Annotated in this window: 17 protein-coding genes and 1 pseudogene; 13 read left to right on the forward strand and 5 right to left on the reverse strand. The window is 46.1% G+C overall.

What is annotated here, in order from left to right:
* Positions 1-98, reverse strand: a pseudogene (locus HMPREF0999_RS23325) (integrase); the annotation flags it as partial.
* Between the two features lie 66 nt (positions 99-164).
* On the opposite strand from HMPREF0999_RS23325, the gene HMPREF0999_RS12445 reads away from it, so the two are divergent.
* The 3 genes from HMPREF0999_RS12445 (at position 165) to HMPREF0999_RS12455 (ending at position 3,600) form a co-directional block, all read left to right on the forward strand.
* Positions 165-1,655 (forward strand): cobyric acid synthase, encoded by a 1,491-nt coding sequence (locus HMPREF0999_RS12445; RefSeq protein WP_009276059.1) that lies wholly within the window; start codon positions 165-167, stop codon positions 1,653-1,655.
* Between the two features lie 4 nt (positions 1,656-1,659).
* Positions 1,660-2,982 carry a Gfo/Idh/MocA family protein gene (locus HMPREF0999_RS12450; RefSeq protein ID WP_008771916.1) on the forward strand — a complete coding sequence of 441 codons (1,323 nt, stop codon included), beginning with the start codon at positions 1,660-1,662 and terminating at the stop codon, positions 2,980-2,982.
* Positions 2,983-3,090: 108 nt separating this feature from the next.
* The gene (locus tag HMPREF0999_RS12455; protein WP_005856408.1) at positions 3,091-3,600 is read left to right on the forward strand and encodes a ferritin-like domain-containing protein; all 510 of its coding nucleotides are present in this window, start codon (positions 3,091-3,093) and stop codon (positions 3,598-3,600) included.
* Positions 3,601-3,688: 88 nt separating this feature from the next.
* Here the strand turns inward: HMPREF0999_RS12455 and HMPREF0999_RS12460 are convergent, their stop codons facing one another.
* Together HMPREF0999_RS12460 and HMPREF0999_RS12465 are read right to left on the reverse strand one after the other, a co-directional pair.
* A complete protein-coding gene (locus tag HMPREF0999_RS12460; protein ID WP_005868262.1) occupies positions 3,689-4,261 on the reverse strand; it encodes a DJ-1 family glyoxalase III in 573 nt (190 codons plus the stop codon).
* An 11-nt stretch (positions 4,262-4,272) separates the two neighbouring features.
* Positions 4,273-5,544 (reverse strand): PAS domain-containing protein, encoded by a 1,272-nt coding sequence (locus HMPREF0999_RS12465; RefSeq protein WP_009276060.1) that lies wholly within the window; start codon positions 5,542-5,544, stop codon positions 4,273-4,275.
* 197 nt (positions 5,545-5,741) lie between these two features.
* Between HMPREF0999_RS12465 and HMPREF0999_RS12470 the strand changes: the two genes are divergently transcribed.
* The 6 genes from HMPREF0999_RS12470 (at position 5,742) to HMPREF0999_RS12490 (ending at position 11,633) form a co-directional block, all read left to right on the forward strand.
* Positions 5,742-7,043, forward strand: coding sequence for a phenylacetate--CoA ligase family protein (locus HMPREF0999_RS12470; protein ID WP_009276061.1), 1,302 nt, complete (start codon positions 5,742-5,744; stop codon positions 7,041-7,043).
* A gap of 23 nt (positions 7,044-7,066) precedes the next feature.
* The gene (locus HMPREF0999_RS12475) at positions 7,067-7,492 is read left to right on the forward strand and encodes a hypothetical protein (RefSeq protein WP_005856397.1); all 426 of its coding nucleotides are present in this window, start codon (positions 7,067-7,069) and stop codon (positions 7,490-7,492) included.
* Between the two features lie 13 nt (positions 7,493-7,505).
* Positions 7,506-7,649, forward strand: a complete 144-nt coding sequence (locus HMPREF0999_RS23330) for a symporter small accessory protein (RefSeq protein ID WP_005856393.1) — start codon at positions 7,506-7,508, stop codon at positions 7,647-7,649.
* Positions 7,646-9,199 (forward strand): sodium:solute symporter, encoded by a 1,554-nt coding sequence (locus HMPREF0999_RS12480; protein WP_005856391.1) that lies wholly within the window; start codon positions 7,646-7,648, stop codon positions 9,197-9,199. The genes HMPREF0999_RS23330 and HMPREF0999_RS12480 overlap by 4 nt, the downstream gene beginning before the upstream one ends.
* 170 nt (positions 9,200-9,369) lie before the next feature.
* Positions 9,370-10,278, forward strand: a complete 909-nt coding sequence (locus HMPREF0999_RS12485; RefSeq protein WP_008778290.1) for a hypothetical protein — start codon at positions 9,370-9,372, stop codon at positions 10,276-10,278.
* Positions 10,275-11,633, forward strand: a complete 1,359-nt coding sequence (locus HMPREF0999_RS12490) for an ATP-binding cassette domain-containing protein (protein ID WP_005856386.1) — start codon at positions 10,275-10,277, stop codon at positions 11,631-11,633. The genes HMPREF0999_RS12485 and HMPREF0999_RS12490 overlap by 4 nt, the downstream gene beginning before the upstream one ends.
* Before the next feature lie 22 nt (positions 11,634-11,655).
* Here the strand turns inward: HMPREF0999_RS12490 and HMPREF0999_RS12495 are convergent, their stop codons facing one another.
* On the reverse strand, positions 11,656-13,164 hold the full coding sequence (locus HMPREF0999_RS12495) for an ATP-binding protein (RefSeq protein ID WP_005856384.1): 1,509 nt from the start codon (positions 13,162-13,164) through the stop codon (positions 11,656-11,658).
* 152 nt (positions 13,165-13,316) lie between these two features.
* Here HMPREF0999_RS12495 and HMPREF0999_RS12500 point away from each other — a divergent pair, with 152 nt between their 5' ends.
* Together HMPREF0999_RS12500 and ybaK are read left to right on the forward strand one after the other, a co-directional pair.
* Positions 13,317-15,443 (forward strand): Tex family protein, encoded by a 2,127-nt coding sequence (locus tag HMPREF0999_RS12500; protein ID WP_009276062.1) that lies wholly within the window; start codon positions 13,317-13,319, stop codon positions 15,441-15,443.
* 3 nt (positions 15,444-15,446) lie between these two features.
* Positions 15,447-15,929 carry a Cys-tRNA(Pro) deacylase gene (gene ybaK / locus HMPREF0999_RS12505; protein ID WP_005856380.1) on the forward strand — a complete coding sequence of 161 codons (483 nt, stop codon included), beginning with the start codon at positions 15,447-15,449 and terminating at the stop codon, positions 15,927-15,929.
* A 124-nt stretch (positions 15,930-16,053) separates the two neighbouring features.
* Here the strand turns inward: ybaK and HMPREF0999_RS12510 are convergent, their stop codons facing one another.
* Complete coding sequence (locus tag HMPREF0999_RS12510; RefSeq protein WP_008771908.1) at positions 16,054-16,458, reverse strand: lipocalin-like domain-containing protein; 405 nt, start codon at positions 16,456-16,458, stop codon at positions 16,054-16,056.
* A 159-nt stretch (positions 16,459-16,617) separates the two neighbouring features.
* Between HMPREF0999_RS12510 and HMPREF0999_RS12515 the strand changes: the two genes are divergently transcribed.
* Together HMPREF0999_RS12515 and HMPREF0999_RS12520 are read left to right on the forward strand one after the other, a co-directional pair.
* Positions 16,618-17,199 (forward strand): HdeD family acid-resistance protein, encoded by a 582-nt coding sequence (locus HMPREF0999_RS12515; RefSeq protein WP_005856375.1) that lies wholly within the window; start codon positions 16,618-16,620, stop codon positions 17,197-17,199.
* A 95-nt stretch (positions 17,200-17,294) separates the two neighbouring features.
* Positions 17,295-18,131 (forward strand): AraC family transcriptional regulator, encoded by an 837-nt coding sequence (locus HMPREF0999_RS12520; RefSeq protein ID WP_005856373.1) that lies wholly within the window; start codon positions 17,295-17,297, stop codon positions 18,129-18,131.
* Positions 18,132-18,403 lie beyond the last annotated feature (272 nt).

An 18,403-nucleotide genomic window follows, 5' to 3' on the forward strand; every position in this document is an offset into this window, starting at 1 on the left:
GCATCTTGATAACTCTTCGCCGTGGAATACCGTTTTTTCTCACGCAGACAAGCCATGTAGATGGACAGGCCCATAACAAAATCTTCTTCTTTTTTCATATCTTCTCCTTAATAAAAAGGCCAAAAATACTACCTTTGTACACTGTGTAAATAAAATCTATACAGATGAAGCAACACCTACGACCGATTATGTTTGTCGGAACCTGCTCTGATGCGGGTAAAAGCGTTATCAACGCGGCGTTTTGCCGTATTTTCAAGCAAGATGGCTATCAACCGGCACCGTTCAAGGCACAAAATATGTCCCTCAATTCCTACTCTACCCCGGAAGGCGGCGAGATGGGCCGGGCGCAAGTCGTACAAGCGGAGGCGTGCGGCATTTCCCCGCATACGGATATGAACCCGGTATTGTTGAAGCCTACTAATGATAAAAGCTCGCAAGTCGTATTAAACGGAAAGCCTCTCGGCAATATGTCCGCCAAGGATTATTTCGGGATACAAAACCAGAAGGAGGAGCTATTCAAGGAAGCTATCGAAGCTTTCAACCGTCTGGAAGCTCGCTATAACCCGATCGTATTGGAAGGTGCCGGAAGTATCTCCGAACTAAACCTGCGAGACCGGGATATCACCAATATGCGTATGGCGATCGCTGCCGGAGCCTCTACCTACTTAGTGGCGGATATAGACCGGGGCGGCGTATTCGGCTCCGTATATGGGACGATCACCCTGTTACGGCCGGAGGAACGGGCCTTGATGAAAGGGGTTATCATCAATAAGTTCCGCGGAGATGCCTCTCTATTCGAGGAAGGACGGAGACTGTTAAAGGAATTGACCGGAATTCCCGTGGTTGGCGTAATCCCATGGTTCCGGGATATCAAGATAGAGGAAGAGGATTCCGTAGCGTTGGATATGAAAAATAACACCTATAAGGACGGGAAAATCAATGTAGCTATCATCCTGCTGAAACGAATGTCTAATTTCACGGATTTCGACGTATTGGAAATGGATCCTCGCTTCAATCCGTATTACACCAATAATATCAATGAGATAGAGAAAGCCGACATCATCCTGCTCCCCGGCTCAAAGAATACGTTATCGGACTTACAGAGCCTGCGGGCCAATGGGATAGCGATGGCGATTATCCGGGCGCATAAAGCGGGTAAAAAGGTGATCGGTATTTGTGGTGGCTATCAAATGATGGGGGTCCGCTTGGAAGATCCGGAAAGTATCGAGGGAAATATCCCGGCGATTCCCGGTCTCGGTCTTCTGCCTCAATGCACAGTCATCGAGCAGGAGAAGATCACGAGACAAAGCGACTTTGCTTTCCTCCCCTCCTCGGAGAATAAGGATTGTAAAGGATACGAAATACATATGGGACGAACCACCCTATTGGGTGACGCCCCCGAACAGCCCGTAGCCCGACTGGAAGACGGACGAACGGACGGATATTACCTCAACAACCGATGCTGGGGAAGTTATATGCATGGTATCCTTGATAATCCGGCCGTATTGGACAACTTAGCTGAAGGCTTTGACACGGAAACGACTACAGGTCCTTTCGATTATGCCGCTTTTAAGGAAGAGCAGTATGACAAACTCGCCGCCCTCGTAAGGGAGCACGTGGATATGGAATATATTTATAACAGTATTAAAAACTAATATCATGAACAGACGTACTTTTATGCAAAAAACCGGACTTATCATGTCCGGACTTACTTTATCGCCGCTTATCGGTAAATCGTATTCCTCCATATACGGACAAACCGCCCCTAGCAACAAAGTAAAGGTAGCCCTCATAGGATGCCGTAGTATGGGATACGGGGATTTGAATACTTTTCTTGATTATCCGGAGACGGAATGCGTGGCTCTTTGCGATGTCGATGACGAATGGTTAAACAAACGGGCTGCCGACGTTGAGAAGAAAACAGGGAAAAAAGTACCTCACTTATATAAGGACTGGCGACGAGTAATCGATAATAAAGACGTAGATGTAGTCATTATCGGTACGCCGGACCATTGGCATTGCCTTCCGACGGTCTGGGCTTGCCAAGCGGGAAAAGACGTATATGTAGAGAAGCCGCTCTCCAATACGATCGAGGAATGTAACCTGATGGAAAAAGCCGCCCGTAAATATAACCGGATCGTACAGGTAGGCCAATGGCAACGTAGCGACCCGCATTGGGACGAGGCGGCTAATTTCTTGAAAGCCGGAAATATCGGACGGATCCGTACGGTCAAGGTCTGGGCTTACCAAGACGGCAAGCCGACACTTCCGGTTAAACCGGATTGCGACGCTCCCGCCGGTGTGGATTACGATATGTGGCTAGGCCCGGCTCCTAAACGTCCGTTCAATCCTTATCGCTTTCATTATAATTTCCGTTTCTTCTGGGACTATGCCGGAGGCTTGATGTCGGACTGGGGCGTACATTTACTGGATTATGCCCTTGAGGGAATGAACGCGGGTCTTCCCACCCGTGTATTCTCAGGCGGCGGCAAGTTCGCCTATCCGGACGACGCTATGGAGACACCCGATACTTTAATGGCGACTTATGCCTACGATGATTTTAATATCATCTGGGATCACGCTTGCGGAATCAATCACGGACTCTATAACCGTAAGGAAGGATTAGCGTTCTATGGGGAGAATGGTACAATGGTACTCGACAGGGCCGGTTGGGAAGTCATACCGGTCGTATCCAATAACGTAGCTCGCATGGAAGCCGTTCCTTTCAAGAAAGGAGAAGGCAAAGGACTTTATAATCATGTGGGAAACATGTTGAGCTGCATTAAAAGCCGTGAGCTTCCGAACGCCGATGTCGCTATCGGTGCCCGTGTAGCGAAGATGGCTCATCTGGCGAATATCTCCTGCCGGGTTCAACGGGAAGTTCATTGGGATGATAAAAACAATTTGTTTGTCGGCGATAACGAAGCTACCGCCTTGTCGAAAGCCTATTACCGGGCACCTTGGGAATTACCTAAATTGTAACAATCGCAGCATAACGTTAAAATTTTGACAAACAATAAACAATGCCCTAGTAAGCTTGTTAGAACTATAAAAAACGAACAATACGTTTAATTCTAAATTAATACAGCTATGGCAAAAGAAAGCGTCAAAATTTTAAGAGGGAAATTGGATGTCGACAATTTATTATCTCAACTAAACGCCGCGTTAGCGGAAGAATGGCTAGCATACTATCAATATTGGGTAGGAGCCTTGGTCGTTGAAGGAGCCATGCGTTCCGACGTACAAGGTGAATTCGAGGAACATGCCGAGGAAGAAAGGCATCACGCCCAATTATTGGCAGACCGGATCATCGAATTGGAAGGAGTTCCGGTACTTGATCCGAAACAATGGTTTGAATTAGCCCGATGCAAATATGATTCACCGACAGACTTTGACGTAGTAAGCCTTCTGAACCAGAATGTCGCCTCCGAGCGTTGCGCCATCTTGCGTTATCAAGAAATCGCTAAATTCACGGACGGCATCGACTTCACGACTTGTGATATCGCTAAGCATATCTTAGCTGAGGAAGAAGAACACGAGCAAGATCTGCAAGACTATTTGACAGATATCGCACGTATGAAAAAATCTTTCCAGAAATAATTTAGGAAAGGGAAAACTCTTTACAACAAAAATCCCTTGAGAGAATGTCTTAGAGACATTCTCTCAAGGGATTTTAATTTCAAGCACATTAATGCTTTGTCCCATGCAACAAAGCGTCATATAATAAGGCATCCGCCACTTCCAAAGCGATTTCCTCATCTTTCAGATTCCTCAAGATCGTCAAGCCGAACTCAAACATAAAACCCGGCCCCTTGCTTGTGATGATATTTCCATCCTGCTCTACTCCATTATCCGTAGGGGTAGCGCCTACCATTGTTGGCTCGAAGAAAGGAAAACAGGTAGCCCTTTTCCCTTTTAGCAATCCAAGACCACCTAAAACCATCGGTCCGGCACAGATAGCACCGATTAATACGCCTTCCTCCGTTTTCTCCTTGACTAATTCTTTCAAATGGGCATGCGCATTTAAATGGTTGCTTCCGGGTATTCCACCCGGCAAAATCAAGGCATCGACACAACTGAAATCCGCCTCCTCGAACAGGTAATCAGCCATTACCGGAATATCATGAGCTCCTATCACCAATCGGTCACCCGTAATAGATACCATCATAACCCGTACACCACCACGCCTCAAGACATCAATCGTACCCAAGGCCTCTATTTCCTCAAAGCCTGTCGCTAAAAAGACAACCGCATTTTTCATTTCTTTTTTATTTAATATAGTTGACATTCACTTAAAACAGAAGGATCATCCTTCTCCACAACAGCCTTATCCGTAACAACCAATGGTAAGGTGAACCAGAAAGTGGAACCTTTGCCAAGCTCAGATCGCACACCGATCTCACCACCCAACTGCTCTACAATCATCTTGCAGATAGGTAGTCCCAAACCAGCCCCTTGATAAAAATCATCCAATTTCACGAAACGCTCGAAAACAGACTCCAGCTTTTCCTCTGATATCCCGATTCCGGTATCCATGACAGAGACACGTACGAACATATCTTCCACCTCATAAAAAAGCGAGATAAAACCTTTGGAAGTAAACTTAATGGCATTAGACAAGAGATTTAACAAGACCTGTTCTACCCGGTGCGGATCGATCCACAGACGAACAGAAGGCATGGCGACCGAGTTATATAATAATGCCACATCGGAAGTCATCTTCAAGGATTGTACCACATAGGCCTCTTGGCAAATATCCCTCAACTCAACTTCCGACACGTTATAGTTTAACCGACCGGACTCGATCTTCGACAAATCCAGGATATCGTTAATCAGTTTCAACAATAAATCGCAATTCTTATTTATAATCGAGAAGTATTCTCTTTGTTCGCTGGCATTAGTCGTTTCCGTCACGAGATGGGCAAAGCCAACGATAGCATTCAGCGGGGTCCGGATCTCATGGCTCATATTAGCGATAAAAGCGTTTTTCATCTTATCCGCCTCTTGTACTTTCATCAGCGCCAACTGGTCTTGACGTTGCTCCGTGATATCATTCAACATGACCAATAACAGAGGTGAGGCTCCCGGATCCGGATTCGTGATCAGTAGACGTACGATATTTACGATTCTCACCTCTCCATTCGGTTTCTCATACTCTACCATTTTCTTTACCATACGCCCCGTCTTGATCGTATGGTAATCTTCCGTTCGGATCTCATGCGCCCGCCGGGAATCAGGGAAAAGCTCGAAATCCGTTTTTCCTATGATATCCTCCGCCTTGACTCCCGTGAATTCCTCCGCCGCCTTATTAAAATAGATATACCGGAAACCGTTGAAAATATCTTTCACCGTGATCTCCACAAATACGTTCGACAAGATCGTATCCATCAAGATATTTAAGAAGTTGATCGTATGCTGGCTTTGGCGCATCTCAAGTTCGTTATCGCTCGCGGATGGTGTCAAAGTGGCTTTTTCCAGATCGGCTTCCAGTCTCTCAATCCTTTGAATCAACTCTTCTTTGGAAAGGTGGTCATATTTTCCCATGGCCCATGATAAAGTTAAATTGCGTAATGGGCAAAAATAACTATTATTTTTTTATTTACAACGGCTTACCGCCTAATAATTCTCATTTTCAAAAGGTCTTTACTAATATTTTGACACAAAAGCATGGCGTTATCCAAAATAAAAGATACATTTGCAATCTAATTTCATGAATTAAACACACTCTAATTGAAAAAACGATGATGTATTGGCAGAAAGAAATAGAAACCATGGATCGTAAAGATCTGGTAAAACTTCAACTGGAACGACTGAAACAAACCATAGAATTGGCGGGTAACTCCCCTTTTTACCATAAGATATTCAAAGAGAAAGGAATTACCCCGGACAGTTTTCAGTCCTTGGAGGATTTACAAAAACTTCCGTTTACAACGAAAGATGACCTTAGAAATAACTATCCATTCGGATTGGCAGCCATCCCGTTACAGAAATGTGTACGTATCCACTCTTCCAGTGGAACGACAGGTAATCCTACCGTTGTCTTACATTCCGCCAAGGACTTGGACCAATGGGCTAACCAAGTAGCTCGTTGCATGTATATGGTGGGGCTAAGGGATACGGACGTATTCCAAAATACATCCGGTTACGGTATGTTTACCGGTGGTCTCGGTTTCCAGTATGGAGCAGAAAAACTAGGTGCGTTGACAGTGCCTGCGGCGGCCGGTAATACCAAACGACAGATTAAGTTCATCACCGATTTCGGCACCACCTGTTTACATATCATACCGAGCTATGCCACTCGTTTGGCTGAGGTTATGTATGAGGAGGGAATAGACCCCAGAAAGGATACCAAACTACACACCGTATGTATCGGTGCCGAGCCACACTCGGAAGAACAACGTAAACGCATCGAGCAGCTTCTGGGTGTCAAGGCTTACAACTGTTTCGGTATGTCGGAGATGAACGGGCCGGGCGTGGCGTTCGAATGCACGGAGCAAAACGGCCTGCATATCTGGGAAGACAACGTGATCGTAGAGATCGTAGACCCGGTTACCTTGCAACCGGTACCCGAGGGAGAGGTCGGGGAATTGGTATTAACCACCATCAACCGGGAGGCGATGCCTTTACTCCGTTATCGTACCCGCGACCTTACTTGCATCTTACCGGGCGATTGCCCTTGCGGACGTACCCATAAACGCCTTGCCCGTTTCAAAGGACGTAGCGACGATATGATAATCTTGAAGGGCGTGAACCTGTTCCCCATCCAAATCGAAAAGATATTGATGCAATTCAAGGAGTTAGGCAGTAATTACTTGATCACCCTCGAAACGATCGGTAACAGCGACGAGATGTTGATCGAGGTAGAGTTGAGCGACCTATTCACCGATGATTATTCCGCCTTGCAGCGCTTGACGAAAGGTATCACCCGTCAGTTGAAGGACGAATTATTACTTACACCACGTATCAAGCTGGTAGCCAAGGGATCTTTGCCAACCACAGATGGCAAGGCGGTACGAGTGAAAGATCATCGCAAGCTTTGTTAAATAAACAATTAAAATAACACCTTATGACAGTCAATCAAATTTCTATTTTCCTTGAAAACAAGTACGGGAAATTAAGCGAGATATTAGCGTTATTGGCGGAAGAGCGCATACGCATCATCGCGGCCACCGTAGCCGACACCTCCGAGTATGGAATCCTTCGTATCATCGTAAGCGATCCCCAGAAGGCTTACAAGATATTAAAAGAGAATAATGTCAGCGCCAACCTGACCGACGTATTAGCGATCGTAACCAGCTCATGCGCCGGAAGTTTTGCCAATACATTATCTTATTTCACGAAAGCGGGCATCAGCATAGAATATATGTATTGTTTCTCCATCCGGGAAAAAGCGATCTTGATCTTGCGTACGAACAACCGGGAAAGCGCCCGTGAAGTAATCCGCCGTCAGAATCTCGAGTATATCTGTGAAAGTGATCTAATAAAACTTTAATAGGCACGGATATATGTTCGGAATCAGCGACCCCGGTATTTGGCTGGCTTACCTTCTAGCGTTCGCCTGCCTCCTATTTTCTATTTGGTTCGGGATAACCACTTGGAATAAAGAAGACGACGAAAAAACAAACCCTACTAAAGAATCACGAAAATGAGTACGCTAACATTAGGCATTATTGTCATCATTTACATGTTTGTAATCGCTTGGTTAGGGTATCTCGGATACAGGCAGACGAAAAATGCCAGTGATTATTTATTAGGCGGACGAAAAGTAAACCCCATTATCATGGCCCTGTCTTACGGGGCGACCTTTATCTCGGCATCGGCGATCGTTGGTTTCGGTGGCGTAGCCGCTACGTTCGGCATGGGTATTCAATGGCTTTGCTTATTGAACATGTTCATGGGCGTAGTGGTAGCCTTTATCTTTTTCGGACGAAGGACCCGGAAGTTAGGCGAGGCACATAACGCACGGACTTTCCCGCAATTATTGGGATTACACTATAAGTCCCGGTCTATACAGATCTTCATCGCCTCGATCATTTTCATCGGCATGCCCCTCTACGCCGCCGTGGTGATGAAGGGAGGAGCCGTCTTCATCGAACAGATGTTTCACATCGACCTTCATCTGGCCTTGTTGATCTTCACCTTGATCGTAGCGGCCTACGTGATTACGGGCGGTATCAAGGGAGTACTTTATACGGATGCGTTGCAAGCGGTTATCATGTTCGCTTGTATGCTATTCCTGCTATTTTGGTTTTACCATATCATGGACATGGGCTTTATCGAGGCGAACCAGAAGTTGACGGATATCGCCCCCATGGTGCCCGAACGCTTCAAGGCCTTGGGACATCAAGGATGGACAGCTATGCCCATCTCAGGCTCTCCACAATGGTATACATTGGTTACCTCATTGATCCTTGGCGTAGGAATCGGTTGCTTAGCGCAGCCACAACTAGTCGTACGCTTCATGATGGTGGAAAGTACCAAGCAACTCAACAGGGGCGTATTGATCGGCTGCGTGTTCTTGATTGTCACGGTAGGGGCGATTTATCACGTGGGAGCCTTGTCTAATTTGTTTTTCCTCAAGACGGAAGGTGTAGTCGCCTCCGAGGCGGTAAAAGATATGGACAAGATCATCCCCCTATTTATCAATAAAGCGATGCCGGAGTGGTTCGGGGCGGTTTTCATGCTTTGTATTCTCTCTGCCAGTATGTCTACCCTTAGCGCGCAATTTCATACCATGGGAGCGGCTTTCGGGGCAGACGCATTCCCCAAACTAGGACGTAGCAAAAATCCGAACTCTACATTAGGTGTACGTATCGGCGTGCTATGCTCTATCTTGGTCAGCTACGTTATCTGCTATACGCTAAGCGCAAGTATTATCGCACGAGGCACCGCCTTGTTCATGGGTATTTGCGCGGCTACATTCCTACCTACCTATTTCTGCTCGCTATATTGGAAAGGGGCTACCCGGCAAGGGGCCTTGGCCAGCTTATGGGTAGGAGGCTTGGCCAGTTTATTCGCCATGTTGTTCCTTCATAAGGCGGAAGCGGCTCCGGTAGGACTTTGCAAGGCTTTATTCGGACAAGACGTCTTGATCGATGTATATCCGTGGCATGCGATAGATCCGATCTTATTTGCTTTGCCATTATCGGCGATAACGATTGTTTTGGTTAGCCTAGCGACTCAAAAGAAGGTTTTTTAGCTTTTCTTATGAACCTCAAAACACTAATTAGCATTTATTCTATTGACAGATATATAGAAAACAGTACATTTGCACTGTGGTTTTTTCATAATAGTATTAGATTTAAGGTTAACAAAGTTGGTTAGGGGTTGCCGGGAGGCAATCCTTAATTGTTTTATAGAGGTCTAGATATGATTAAATACATTTTTCTACTATTCATACTTTGTTGCTCCGGTTGCCGGCACGCACAAACGGAAGATACCGTAATCAAGGTTTCGGTACTTCGTGGTCCATCCGTTATCGCATTCGCCGATTGGCTTGAGAATCCTCCAATTATAGATAACAAAAAAGTACAAGTAAAAGTGGTAGACTCGCCTGATCTGGCGCAAGCCTTACTGATCAAGCAGGAGACCGACATAGCCGTACTCCCCATGATCAATGCGGCGAACTTGTACAATAAAGGGATCAAGATTAAACTAGCGGGATGCCCGATCTGGGGAACCCTTTACCTCGTCGAGAAAACACCCTTAAAAGAACCGGCATTGTATGTATTCGGCAACGGTACGACTCCCGATATCCTTACCCGGTACTATCTCGGCCGCCAGCGATCAGACTATCCGTTGAATTACGCCTTCAATACCGCCGGGGAAATCACCCAAGGCATCTTAGCCGGAAAAGTAAATCGTGCCGTGCTCGGGGAACCGTTTCTAAGCATCGCTTTACGGAAAGACAGCAGCTTACGAATAACTGCGGACTTGAATCACTTAACAGACAGCGATACCCTCGGATTCGCCCAAACAGCGGTCGTATACACCCCGACGATGGAGAAATATCGTATCGCTTTTGAGGATGCCTTACGAGCCTCCTGCCAAAAAGCCGTACGATATCCGAAAGAGACCATCCATTCTTTGGAAGAACATGGAATCTTCGCCCAAGGGGCCTTAACTCCTGAGAGTATCGAGCGGTGTAAAATCCATTATTTATCGGCTATCGAGGCGAAAAACGCCGTCATGGATTTCCTGCGTCTCATCGAACAGTATGAACCCAAGGCCGTCGGCGGGAGGCTTCCCGATGCCGGATTTATCCCCGAAAAACAATGAGATTGCGAAAAACAATCACTACAATAGTCGCTACCGCTATCCTCTTGGCGGGATGGCAACTATTCGCCGTTATAGCCAACCAACCGGAGCTGATACCTTCACTTCCCCGACTCGTACGGACACTTTGCGAATGGCTCGTCTCCGGTAGTTTCTATCAGTCGGTCGGAGCGACTATACTCCGGGGAGTCTTAGGCATGTCGATCTCATTCGTTTGTGCGATAGGGATGGCCGGGTTATTCGCCCGTTTTGAATGGGTGTATGAATTATTCAGACCTCTGCTTGCCATCATGCGCTCGATCCCGGTCATATCCTTCATACTTTTGGCGCTTATATTCCTAAATCCGGAAAGCATCCCTTTGATGATCGCCTTTCTCACCATGTTCCCGCTACTAACAGAGAATCTGACACGGGGAATCCTCGATCTACGTCCGGGTTTATCCATTATGGCACGTCAATTCCATATAAGACGTTCCAATGTCTTATTCCAGATCATCTATCCGCAGCTAAAGCCATTCTTATATAGCGGACTTGCCTCCGCCGCCGGATTCGGCTGGCGTGCGATCATTATGGGAGAAGTCTTGTCGCAATGCGCATTCGGAATCGGAAGCGAGATGAAAAGGGCGCAAAACTTTATCGCTGTCCCTGAGCTGCTCGCTTGGACAATCGTGGCGGTATTCATCAGTTTCTTTTTTGACAAAGGAATTAGCAAAGTCGCTGATATCACCCCTAAAATATCTTTCGCAAATGAGGATCAGACCATCCCCACCCCTACATTATCAGTTTTAGACACGAAAGATATAAGTTACCAATATGGCATACAGCACTTTTCCCATTCCTTTCAAAAAGGGATTATTTATGGAATTAGCGCACCTTCAGGCAAAGGAAAAACAACGTTATTAAACCTAATCGGAGGTATCTTATTGCCTACGGAAGGAGAGATACATCCCACAAGACACTTTGGAATCGCCACCATATTCCAACAACCGCAACTCCTGCCCCATCTAACCGCAGAAGAAAATATCATCCTCCCCCTCTCCTCTTTTCTCACGGAGGAAAAAGCCCGGCGAATTGCCCAAAAACACTTACAGGAAATGGAAATGGAGCCCTTCGGGAACCGATATCCTAAAGAGCTTAGTTACGGACAGCAACAACGTATCGCTATAGCGAGGGCATTGGCATACCCTTCTCCTCTCCTTTTGATGGACGAGCCGTTCAAAGGCTTGGATGAAGCCTTAAGCCATCGTATTATAGAACGAATACGAGAAAAGCAAATGAAAGAAGAACGGATCATTCTTTTCACGTCACATAATCCGGATGAGATTCGGTTGTTGGCGGATGAGGTGATTTACCTATAAATCCCAACCAAACTTGAATGTCTTATTTCACTTTCATCGGTTGGCAAGGTATCGTAAACCAGAATGTAGAGCCCTTTCCCTCCTCCGACTCAACCCCGATTTTACCTTTCAACTTCTCAATTATCGTCTTGCAGATAGAAAGCCCTAATCCTGTTCCTTGCTTAAAGCTGTTCAATTTCACGAAACGATTGAATATGCTCGCTTGAGACTCCTTACTGATTCCCATACCCGTATCCGTTACGTAGACATAGATACCATCATCGGTCAAACGATAACCAAACCGTATAGAACCCGAGCTGGTGAACTTCACGGCGTTGGAAAGGAAATTGGTCAAAACCTGAGTCAAACGGGTCTTCTCCGACACAATACAATAGTCATTACCGTCCGACTCAAAGATAACCTTTACATCCGGGGCCACTCTCAAGGCGAAAGCTTGCTGCTGGGGAGCGAATATCTCACTCAAACGCAGGGTCGTATAAATAAACTCCATCTTTCCGGACTCGATCTTCGAGATATCCAAGATATCACCGATCAACTGCAACAAAAACTCATTGCTACTCTCTATGATCCTCAGATATTCCTTTTTTTCCTCCTCATCGTCACTCTCCGCCAATAAGGTAGAAAAGCCGACGATGGCATTTAAAGGGGTACGTATCTCATGGCTCATGTTAGCGATAAAAGCGGACTTCATCCGGTCGCTCTCTTCCGCCAAACGCTTGGCCTGCACATCCGCCTCGTGCCGTTTATCGACGGTCATATCCCGAAGGATTCCGATCGAGCGGATCGGTTTGCCGTCCGGATCGGCCTCATAGACCTCACCGATCTTCTCCAGCCATACATACTCATCCGAGAAATAACGACAAGGGAAACTGAATCGCATGGAATCGATCTCGCCCCGCATGAAAGCGGTTGTAATATTCTCATAGACCTTCCGGTAATCCGGATGGATCTTCTCCGTAAAACTAGCGTGGGTGATCTGCACATGCTTGATCTGGCCGTTTTCTTCCAAGGAAAGCTCCGCCGTACCGTTTACCAGATCCCAAAGCCACGGGTAGATCTTACCCGCTTGACATGCGAGCGCCAAGCGCTTATTATAGCTATGCAACTCCTCCTCGACCTGCCTTTGCTTTGTAATATCCCATGAAATCCCTACTAAATAAGGAGGCTTATCCTCACGGGGCGCTAGCAGTTTCATCGTATCCATAGTACGCAAGATACCTTTCGGATCGATCATTTGCTCCACGAAACGCTGCATCTTACCCGTTTTCACCACCTCCTCGTCCATATCCCTGAAAGATTGGGCGACGACCGGATCTAGAAATAGGTCAAAATCTGTTTTCCCGACCACATCATTATGATATCGTCCGTAAAGTTGGTTCATCAAAGGGCTGGAGTACACGTACCTGAAATTATCACCCGTATCCTTCACGAAAAAGTAGATGGGCAACGAGTCCACGATATTAGATAACAATCCTGCTAAATCCCTATAATCCTGTTCCAAAGTTTTGTTCTCCGTAGTATTAACTTCCATGTTGATTTTTTTAATCAAAGGCTTGAATATTCCGGCCGTAAAATTCTTGAAAATTAATGAAAGATACAAATAATAAGCCCAAGAAGTGAGTATCCCGACCGAAAATATAAGCAAAACCGTATATTTGTACTCCAATTCTAAGAAAACTAGATATGATAAACGTATTTCACACGCTTATAGCCCGTTTTCTACAAATTCCGGAAGGACAAGTGGAACGGACAATCGGGCTCTTGAACGAAGGCGCTACCATACCTTTTATAAGTCGTTACCGGAAAGAGGTGACCGGAGGATTAGACGAGGTGCAAATCGGTGCCATCAAAGATCAACTGGATAAACTGACGGAACTGAGCAAACGAAAGGAAACGATCCTCGCCACGATAGAAGAGCAAGAAAAACTTACTCCCGAGCTCCGGAAACGCATCGAGGAGTCTTGGGATAGCACCGAGATCGAGGATTTATATCTCCCTTACAAACCGAAACGGGTCACCAAGGCGGAGATCGCACGCCGAAAAGGACTGGAGCCCTTGGCTAAGATCGTTATGATGCAAAACGAGAATAACCTATCCGCACGTATCAAGAGCTTTATCAAGGGGGAAGTGAAAAACGCCGAAGAAGCCTTGCAAGGGGCACGGGATATTATCGCCGAATGGATCAACGAGAACGAATCGGCACGTAATACCGTACGTAACTCTTTCGCTCATACCGCCATGATCACATCCAAAGCGATCAAGGGGAAAGAAGAGGAAGGCGCCAAATACCGGGATTACTTTGATTTCAGCGAGCCTTTGAACCGGGCCAGTTCCCATCGCTTATTGGCTCTCCGACGGGGAGAGGCGGAAGGTATCCTTCGTGTAAGTATCTCTCCCGACGCGGAATCTTGTCTGGATCGCTTAAACCGGCGTTTCGTAAAAGGCCGTGGAGAGGTTTCCGAGCAAGTGGCTACAGCTGTCGACGATTCTTTCAAACGCTTGCTGAAACCCTCTATCGAGACGGAGTTCTCCAACCAGAGCAAGGCGAAAGCCGATGAGGAGGCGATCCGGGTATTTGCCGAGAACCTCCGGCAATTGCTGCTCGCTCCTCCCTTGGGACAAAAACGGGTATTAGGCGTAGACCCCGGATACCGTACCGGATGTAAGTTGGTCTGTCTGGATGCGCAGGGGAATTTACTGCATAACGAGGCGATCTTCCCGCATCCGCCCCAGAACGAGAAGGGCAAAGCCGCCGCTAAGGTCGCCCAGTTAGTAGCCACTTACGCCATAGATGCCATTGCCATCGGTAATGGTACCGCCAGTCGTGAAACCGAGCAGTTCATCACGAATATACGATACGACCGCAAGGTACAAGTGTTCGTAGTCAGCGAGAACGGAGCCTCTATCTATTCCGCGTCCAAGATCGCTAGGGAGGAGTTTCCCGAATACGACGTCACGGTACGCGGAGCTGTCAGCATCGGTCGCCGGCTGATGGACCCTTTGGCCGAGTTGGTCAAGATCGACCCGAAGAGTATCGGTGTCGGCCAATACCAGCATGACGTAGAGCAAAACGCCTTGAAAAAGAGTCTGGATCAAACCGTGGAGAGTTGCGTGAATTTAGTAGGTGTAAACGTGAATACGGCGAGCAAGCATTTGCTGACTTACATCTCGGGATTAGGCCCTACGTTAGCGCAAAACATCGTGAATTACCGGGCGGAGCACGGACCCTTCACTTCCCGGAAAGAACTGATGAAAGTCCCCCGTATGGGAGAGAAGGCTTTCGAGCAAAGCGCCGGATTCCTACGGATACCCGACGGAAAGAACCCGTTGGACAACTCGGCCGTACACCCCGAGAGCTACCCGATCGTCGAACGGATGGCCAAGGACCTAAAATGCTCGGTAGCCGACCTGATCACCGACAAAGCGCTTAAAAAGAAACTAAAACTAACGGACTACCTTACGGATAAGGTCGGGATGCCTACCTTGCTTGATATCATGGAGGAACTGGATAAACCGGGCCGTGATCCCCGCCAAACGATCCAAGTATTCGCGTTCGATCCCACGGTGAAAACGATCGAGGATTTGAAAGAAGGACAAGTATTGCCCGGTATCGTGACCAACATCACCAACTTCGGTTGTTTCGTCGATGTAGGAATCAAGGAAAACGGGCTTGTCCATATCTCCGAGCTGGCGGATCGTTTCGTAAGCGATCCTACCCAAGTGGTCTCCATCCATCAGCATGTCAAGGTGAAGGTTCTAAGCGTAGACCTATCCAGAAAACGTGTTCAATTATCCATGAAAGGGATCTAAACGATGAAAGAGAAGATTAATAAGACAAACGTGGCACGCCTGCTGGACAAGGCTAAGATCGCCTACCAGCTCGTGCCTTATGAAGTAGACGAGAATGATCTGAGCGCTACGCATGTAGCGGAGCAGCTAGGGGAAGATATCGCCCAAGTATTCAAGACCTTGATCTTACATGGCGATAAGAGCGGTTATTTCGTATGCGTGATCCCCGGAGCGGACGAGGTGGACTTAAAAAAGGCGGCCAAGGTATCCGGGAACAAGAAATGTGAGATGATCCCCGTGAAAGAGTTGTTACCGCTTACCGGTTATATCCGGGGAGGATGCTCGCCTATCGGCATGAAAAAGCATTTCCCTACATATATCCATCCTACGGCATCCGGCTTCGATAAGATCTATGTAAGCGCCGGACAACGAGGCTTGCAGATACAGATAGCCCCCGCCGATTTAATCAAGGTGGCACAAGCTATAGAAGCGGATTTGATCGCATGATCTAACATCGCTGAGAGTACTTCGTAAGAAGTACTCCAGTACTCCGCAAAGAGTATCGCAGTACTTCCTAGGGAGTACTGGAGTACTCCTTATGAGGGACTGAGATCAAACAGCACATGATATCTTAGAATTTCTTAAACGTATACGTTCTTCCTTCGCAGCTCATTACCAGATTCGTCACAGATGACTGCTCGATCGTGAAAGTTTGTTTAGGTGAGGTCCAATCCGTATAACGCATGAATTGTTCCAAAGGTGTACCTCCATAGTTGACCAACTCCAGATCCAGTCTCGTATCTCCCTCCAACGTCTTATAACCGAAATTCGTACGATATACGTCCTTTGCCGGGTCATATAATTGGTACTCGAACAAAGAGGTCTGGAAGTTATACCAAACCGTATCCACCGTCTGGACCACCCCATTCGCCTCTACGGTTTTCAATTGCCATTTCCCTTCCAGCTTATGTTCCACCTTATTACAAGACACCAACGCCACGACAAAACAAGTTATCGCTATCAAATTTTTCATCATAATCCTCGTACTTATATACCTATATTGATTTGAAACGTCAAAGAAAAGAATTAATTTCCAAAGGACAAAGTTTTTAAGGATATCCTAGCCACAAATACCCAGAACTTTTTCTTCCTTCCCTTTGTTAATTGGGTAATTACAATACAAATATTATCCAATATGAAAACATTTATTGATAAAATGGATTATGCGGTCAAGAATTGGTGGTTATCACTATTGGTCGGACTGCTTTACATCATCGTCGCTATTTATTTAATGTTCGCGCCATTGGCGAGCTACGTAGCGCTTAGTATCTTATTCAGCGTCTCTATGTTCGTAAGCGGCTTGTTCGAGATCGCTTTCGCCTTGGCGAACAAAAAGGGTATCAGCAGTTGGGGATGGTATTTGGCCGGAGGTATTATCGACTTGATCTTAGGTATATTCTTGATGGCAAGCCCGGGACTTAGCATGGAGGTGCTTCCGTTTGTCTTGGCATTCTGGCTTATGTTCAGAGGCTTCTCGGCTACCGGTTACTCGATGGACCTGAAACGATACGGCACACGGAACTGGGGTTGGTACATGGTCTTCGGTATCTTGGCTATCCTTTGCTCCATCGGTGTTATCTGGCAACCCGCCCTAGGGGCCTTCACGTTGGTTTACATGATCGCTTATGCCTTATTAATAATAGGTATATTCCGTGTCATGCTATCCTTCGAACTGAAAAGCTTGCATAAACGGAATAAGGAAGCACAAGCGGAATAAGTCTGATTCAAGGATTAATTGGTCTATTTTTAAATTAAGAAGTGAATCAACAGCACTTTTACTACTTTTGTGTTCGATCATTAATAAAATAACGGATGAACGCAAACTTACCACAATTAGATTTGCCCCGGGATTATGTCGTAGGAAACGACATTACCGAGGCAATCTTAAACTTTTACAAGCAGACTTGCCGGTTAAAAGCAGGTATTTTCGTGTTATGCGTTGAAGGAAATTTACGGGCTTCCATCAACTTGACGGAGTACACGTTGAAACCGAATGATTTCATCACCTTGATGCCGGGAAGCATTATTCAGTTCTGTGAGCAGAAAGAGAGTTTCCGCCTTTCCTTTATAGGATTCTCATCCGAGTTCATGGACTGCGTGAACATGATAAAGTCTACGATGAGCGCCTTACCTACTATCTACGAGAATCCGATCATATCACTGAGTGAGGACCGGGCGGACTTCATTAACGATTATTTCCATTTGCTAGAGCGGGTACAAGCGAAAGAGAAATCCATAAACAGGGAGATGGTGAAACATATCCTGCTTACCATGATCCATGGGATCAGTGATTTGTATCAAGGAAAATCATGGCCTAACAAGATAACGACCCGTAGCGACGAGATCCACAAGAAATTCATCCAACTGGTGATGAAAAATTATACCTCAAAGCGACAAACGGCTTTTTACGCCAGCCAACTAAGTATTTCTCCCCAGCATCTCTGCATGATCATCAAGCAAAAGACCGGACGTTCCGTATCCGATATCATAGCCGATATGATAATCATGGACGCAAAATCGCAATTGATGGCTACGGACTTGACTATCCAAGAGATATCTTACTCCTTGAACTTCCCGAATGTATCCTTTTTCGGTAAATACTTTAAACGGTACGTAGGCGTATCTCCACAGAAGTTCAGAAACAGTTAAGATAAAATTTAAATGTAACAGAAAAAAATATCACTTTTTGCTTGTAGTTTCCAAAAAAGCGTTACTTTTGCTGCGTATTTAAAAACAAACAGACAATGAATCGATTTAGCTTTACATATTACTTTTATTACTTTTACTTTAGCAGAGTAAGGGCAGGAGTTTGTATGTAAAGCGTTGATGATTGAATATAAATATCAATAAAATATAAAGTCCTGCCGGTTTCGGTGGGACTTTTTTTGTTTGTAACAGTTTAGAGTAAAAATAGAGAAACA

Source organism: Parabacteroides sp. D25, from assembly GCF_000307475.1.
GTDB classification, from domain to species: domain Bacteria; phylum Bacteroidota; class Bacteroidia; order Bacteroidales; family Tannerellaceae; genus Parabacteroides; species Parabacteroides distasonis.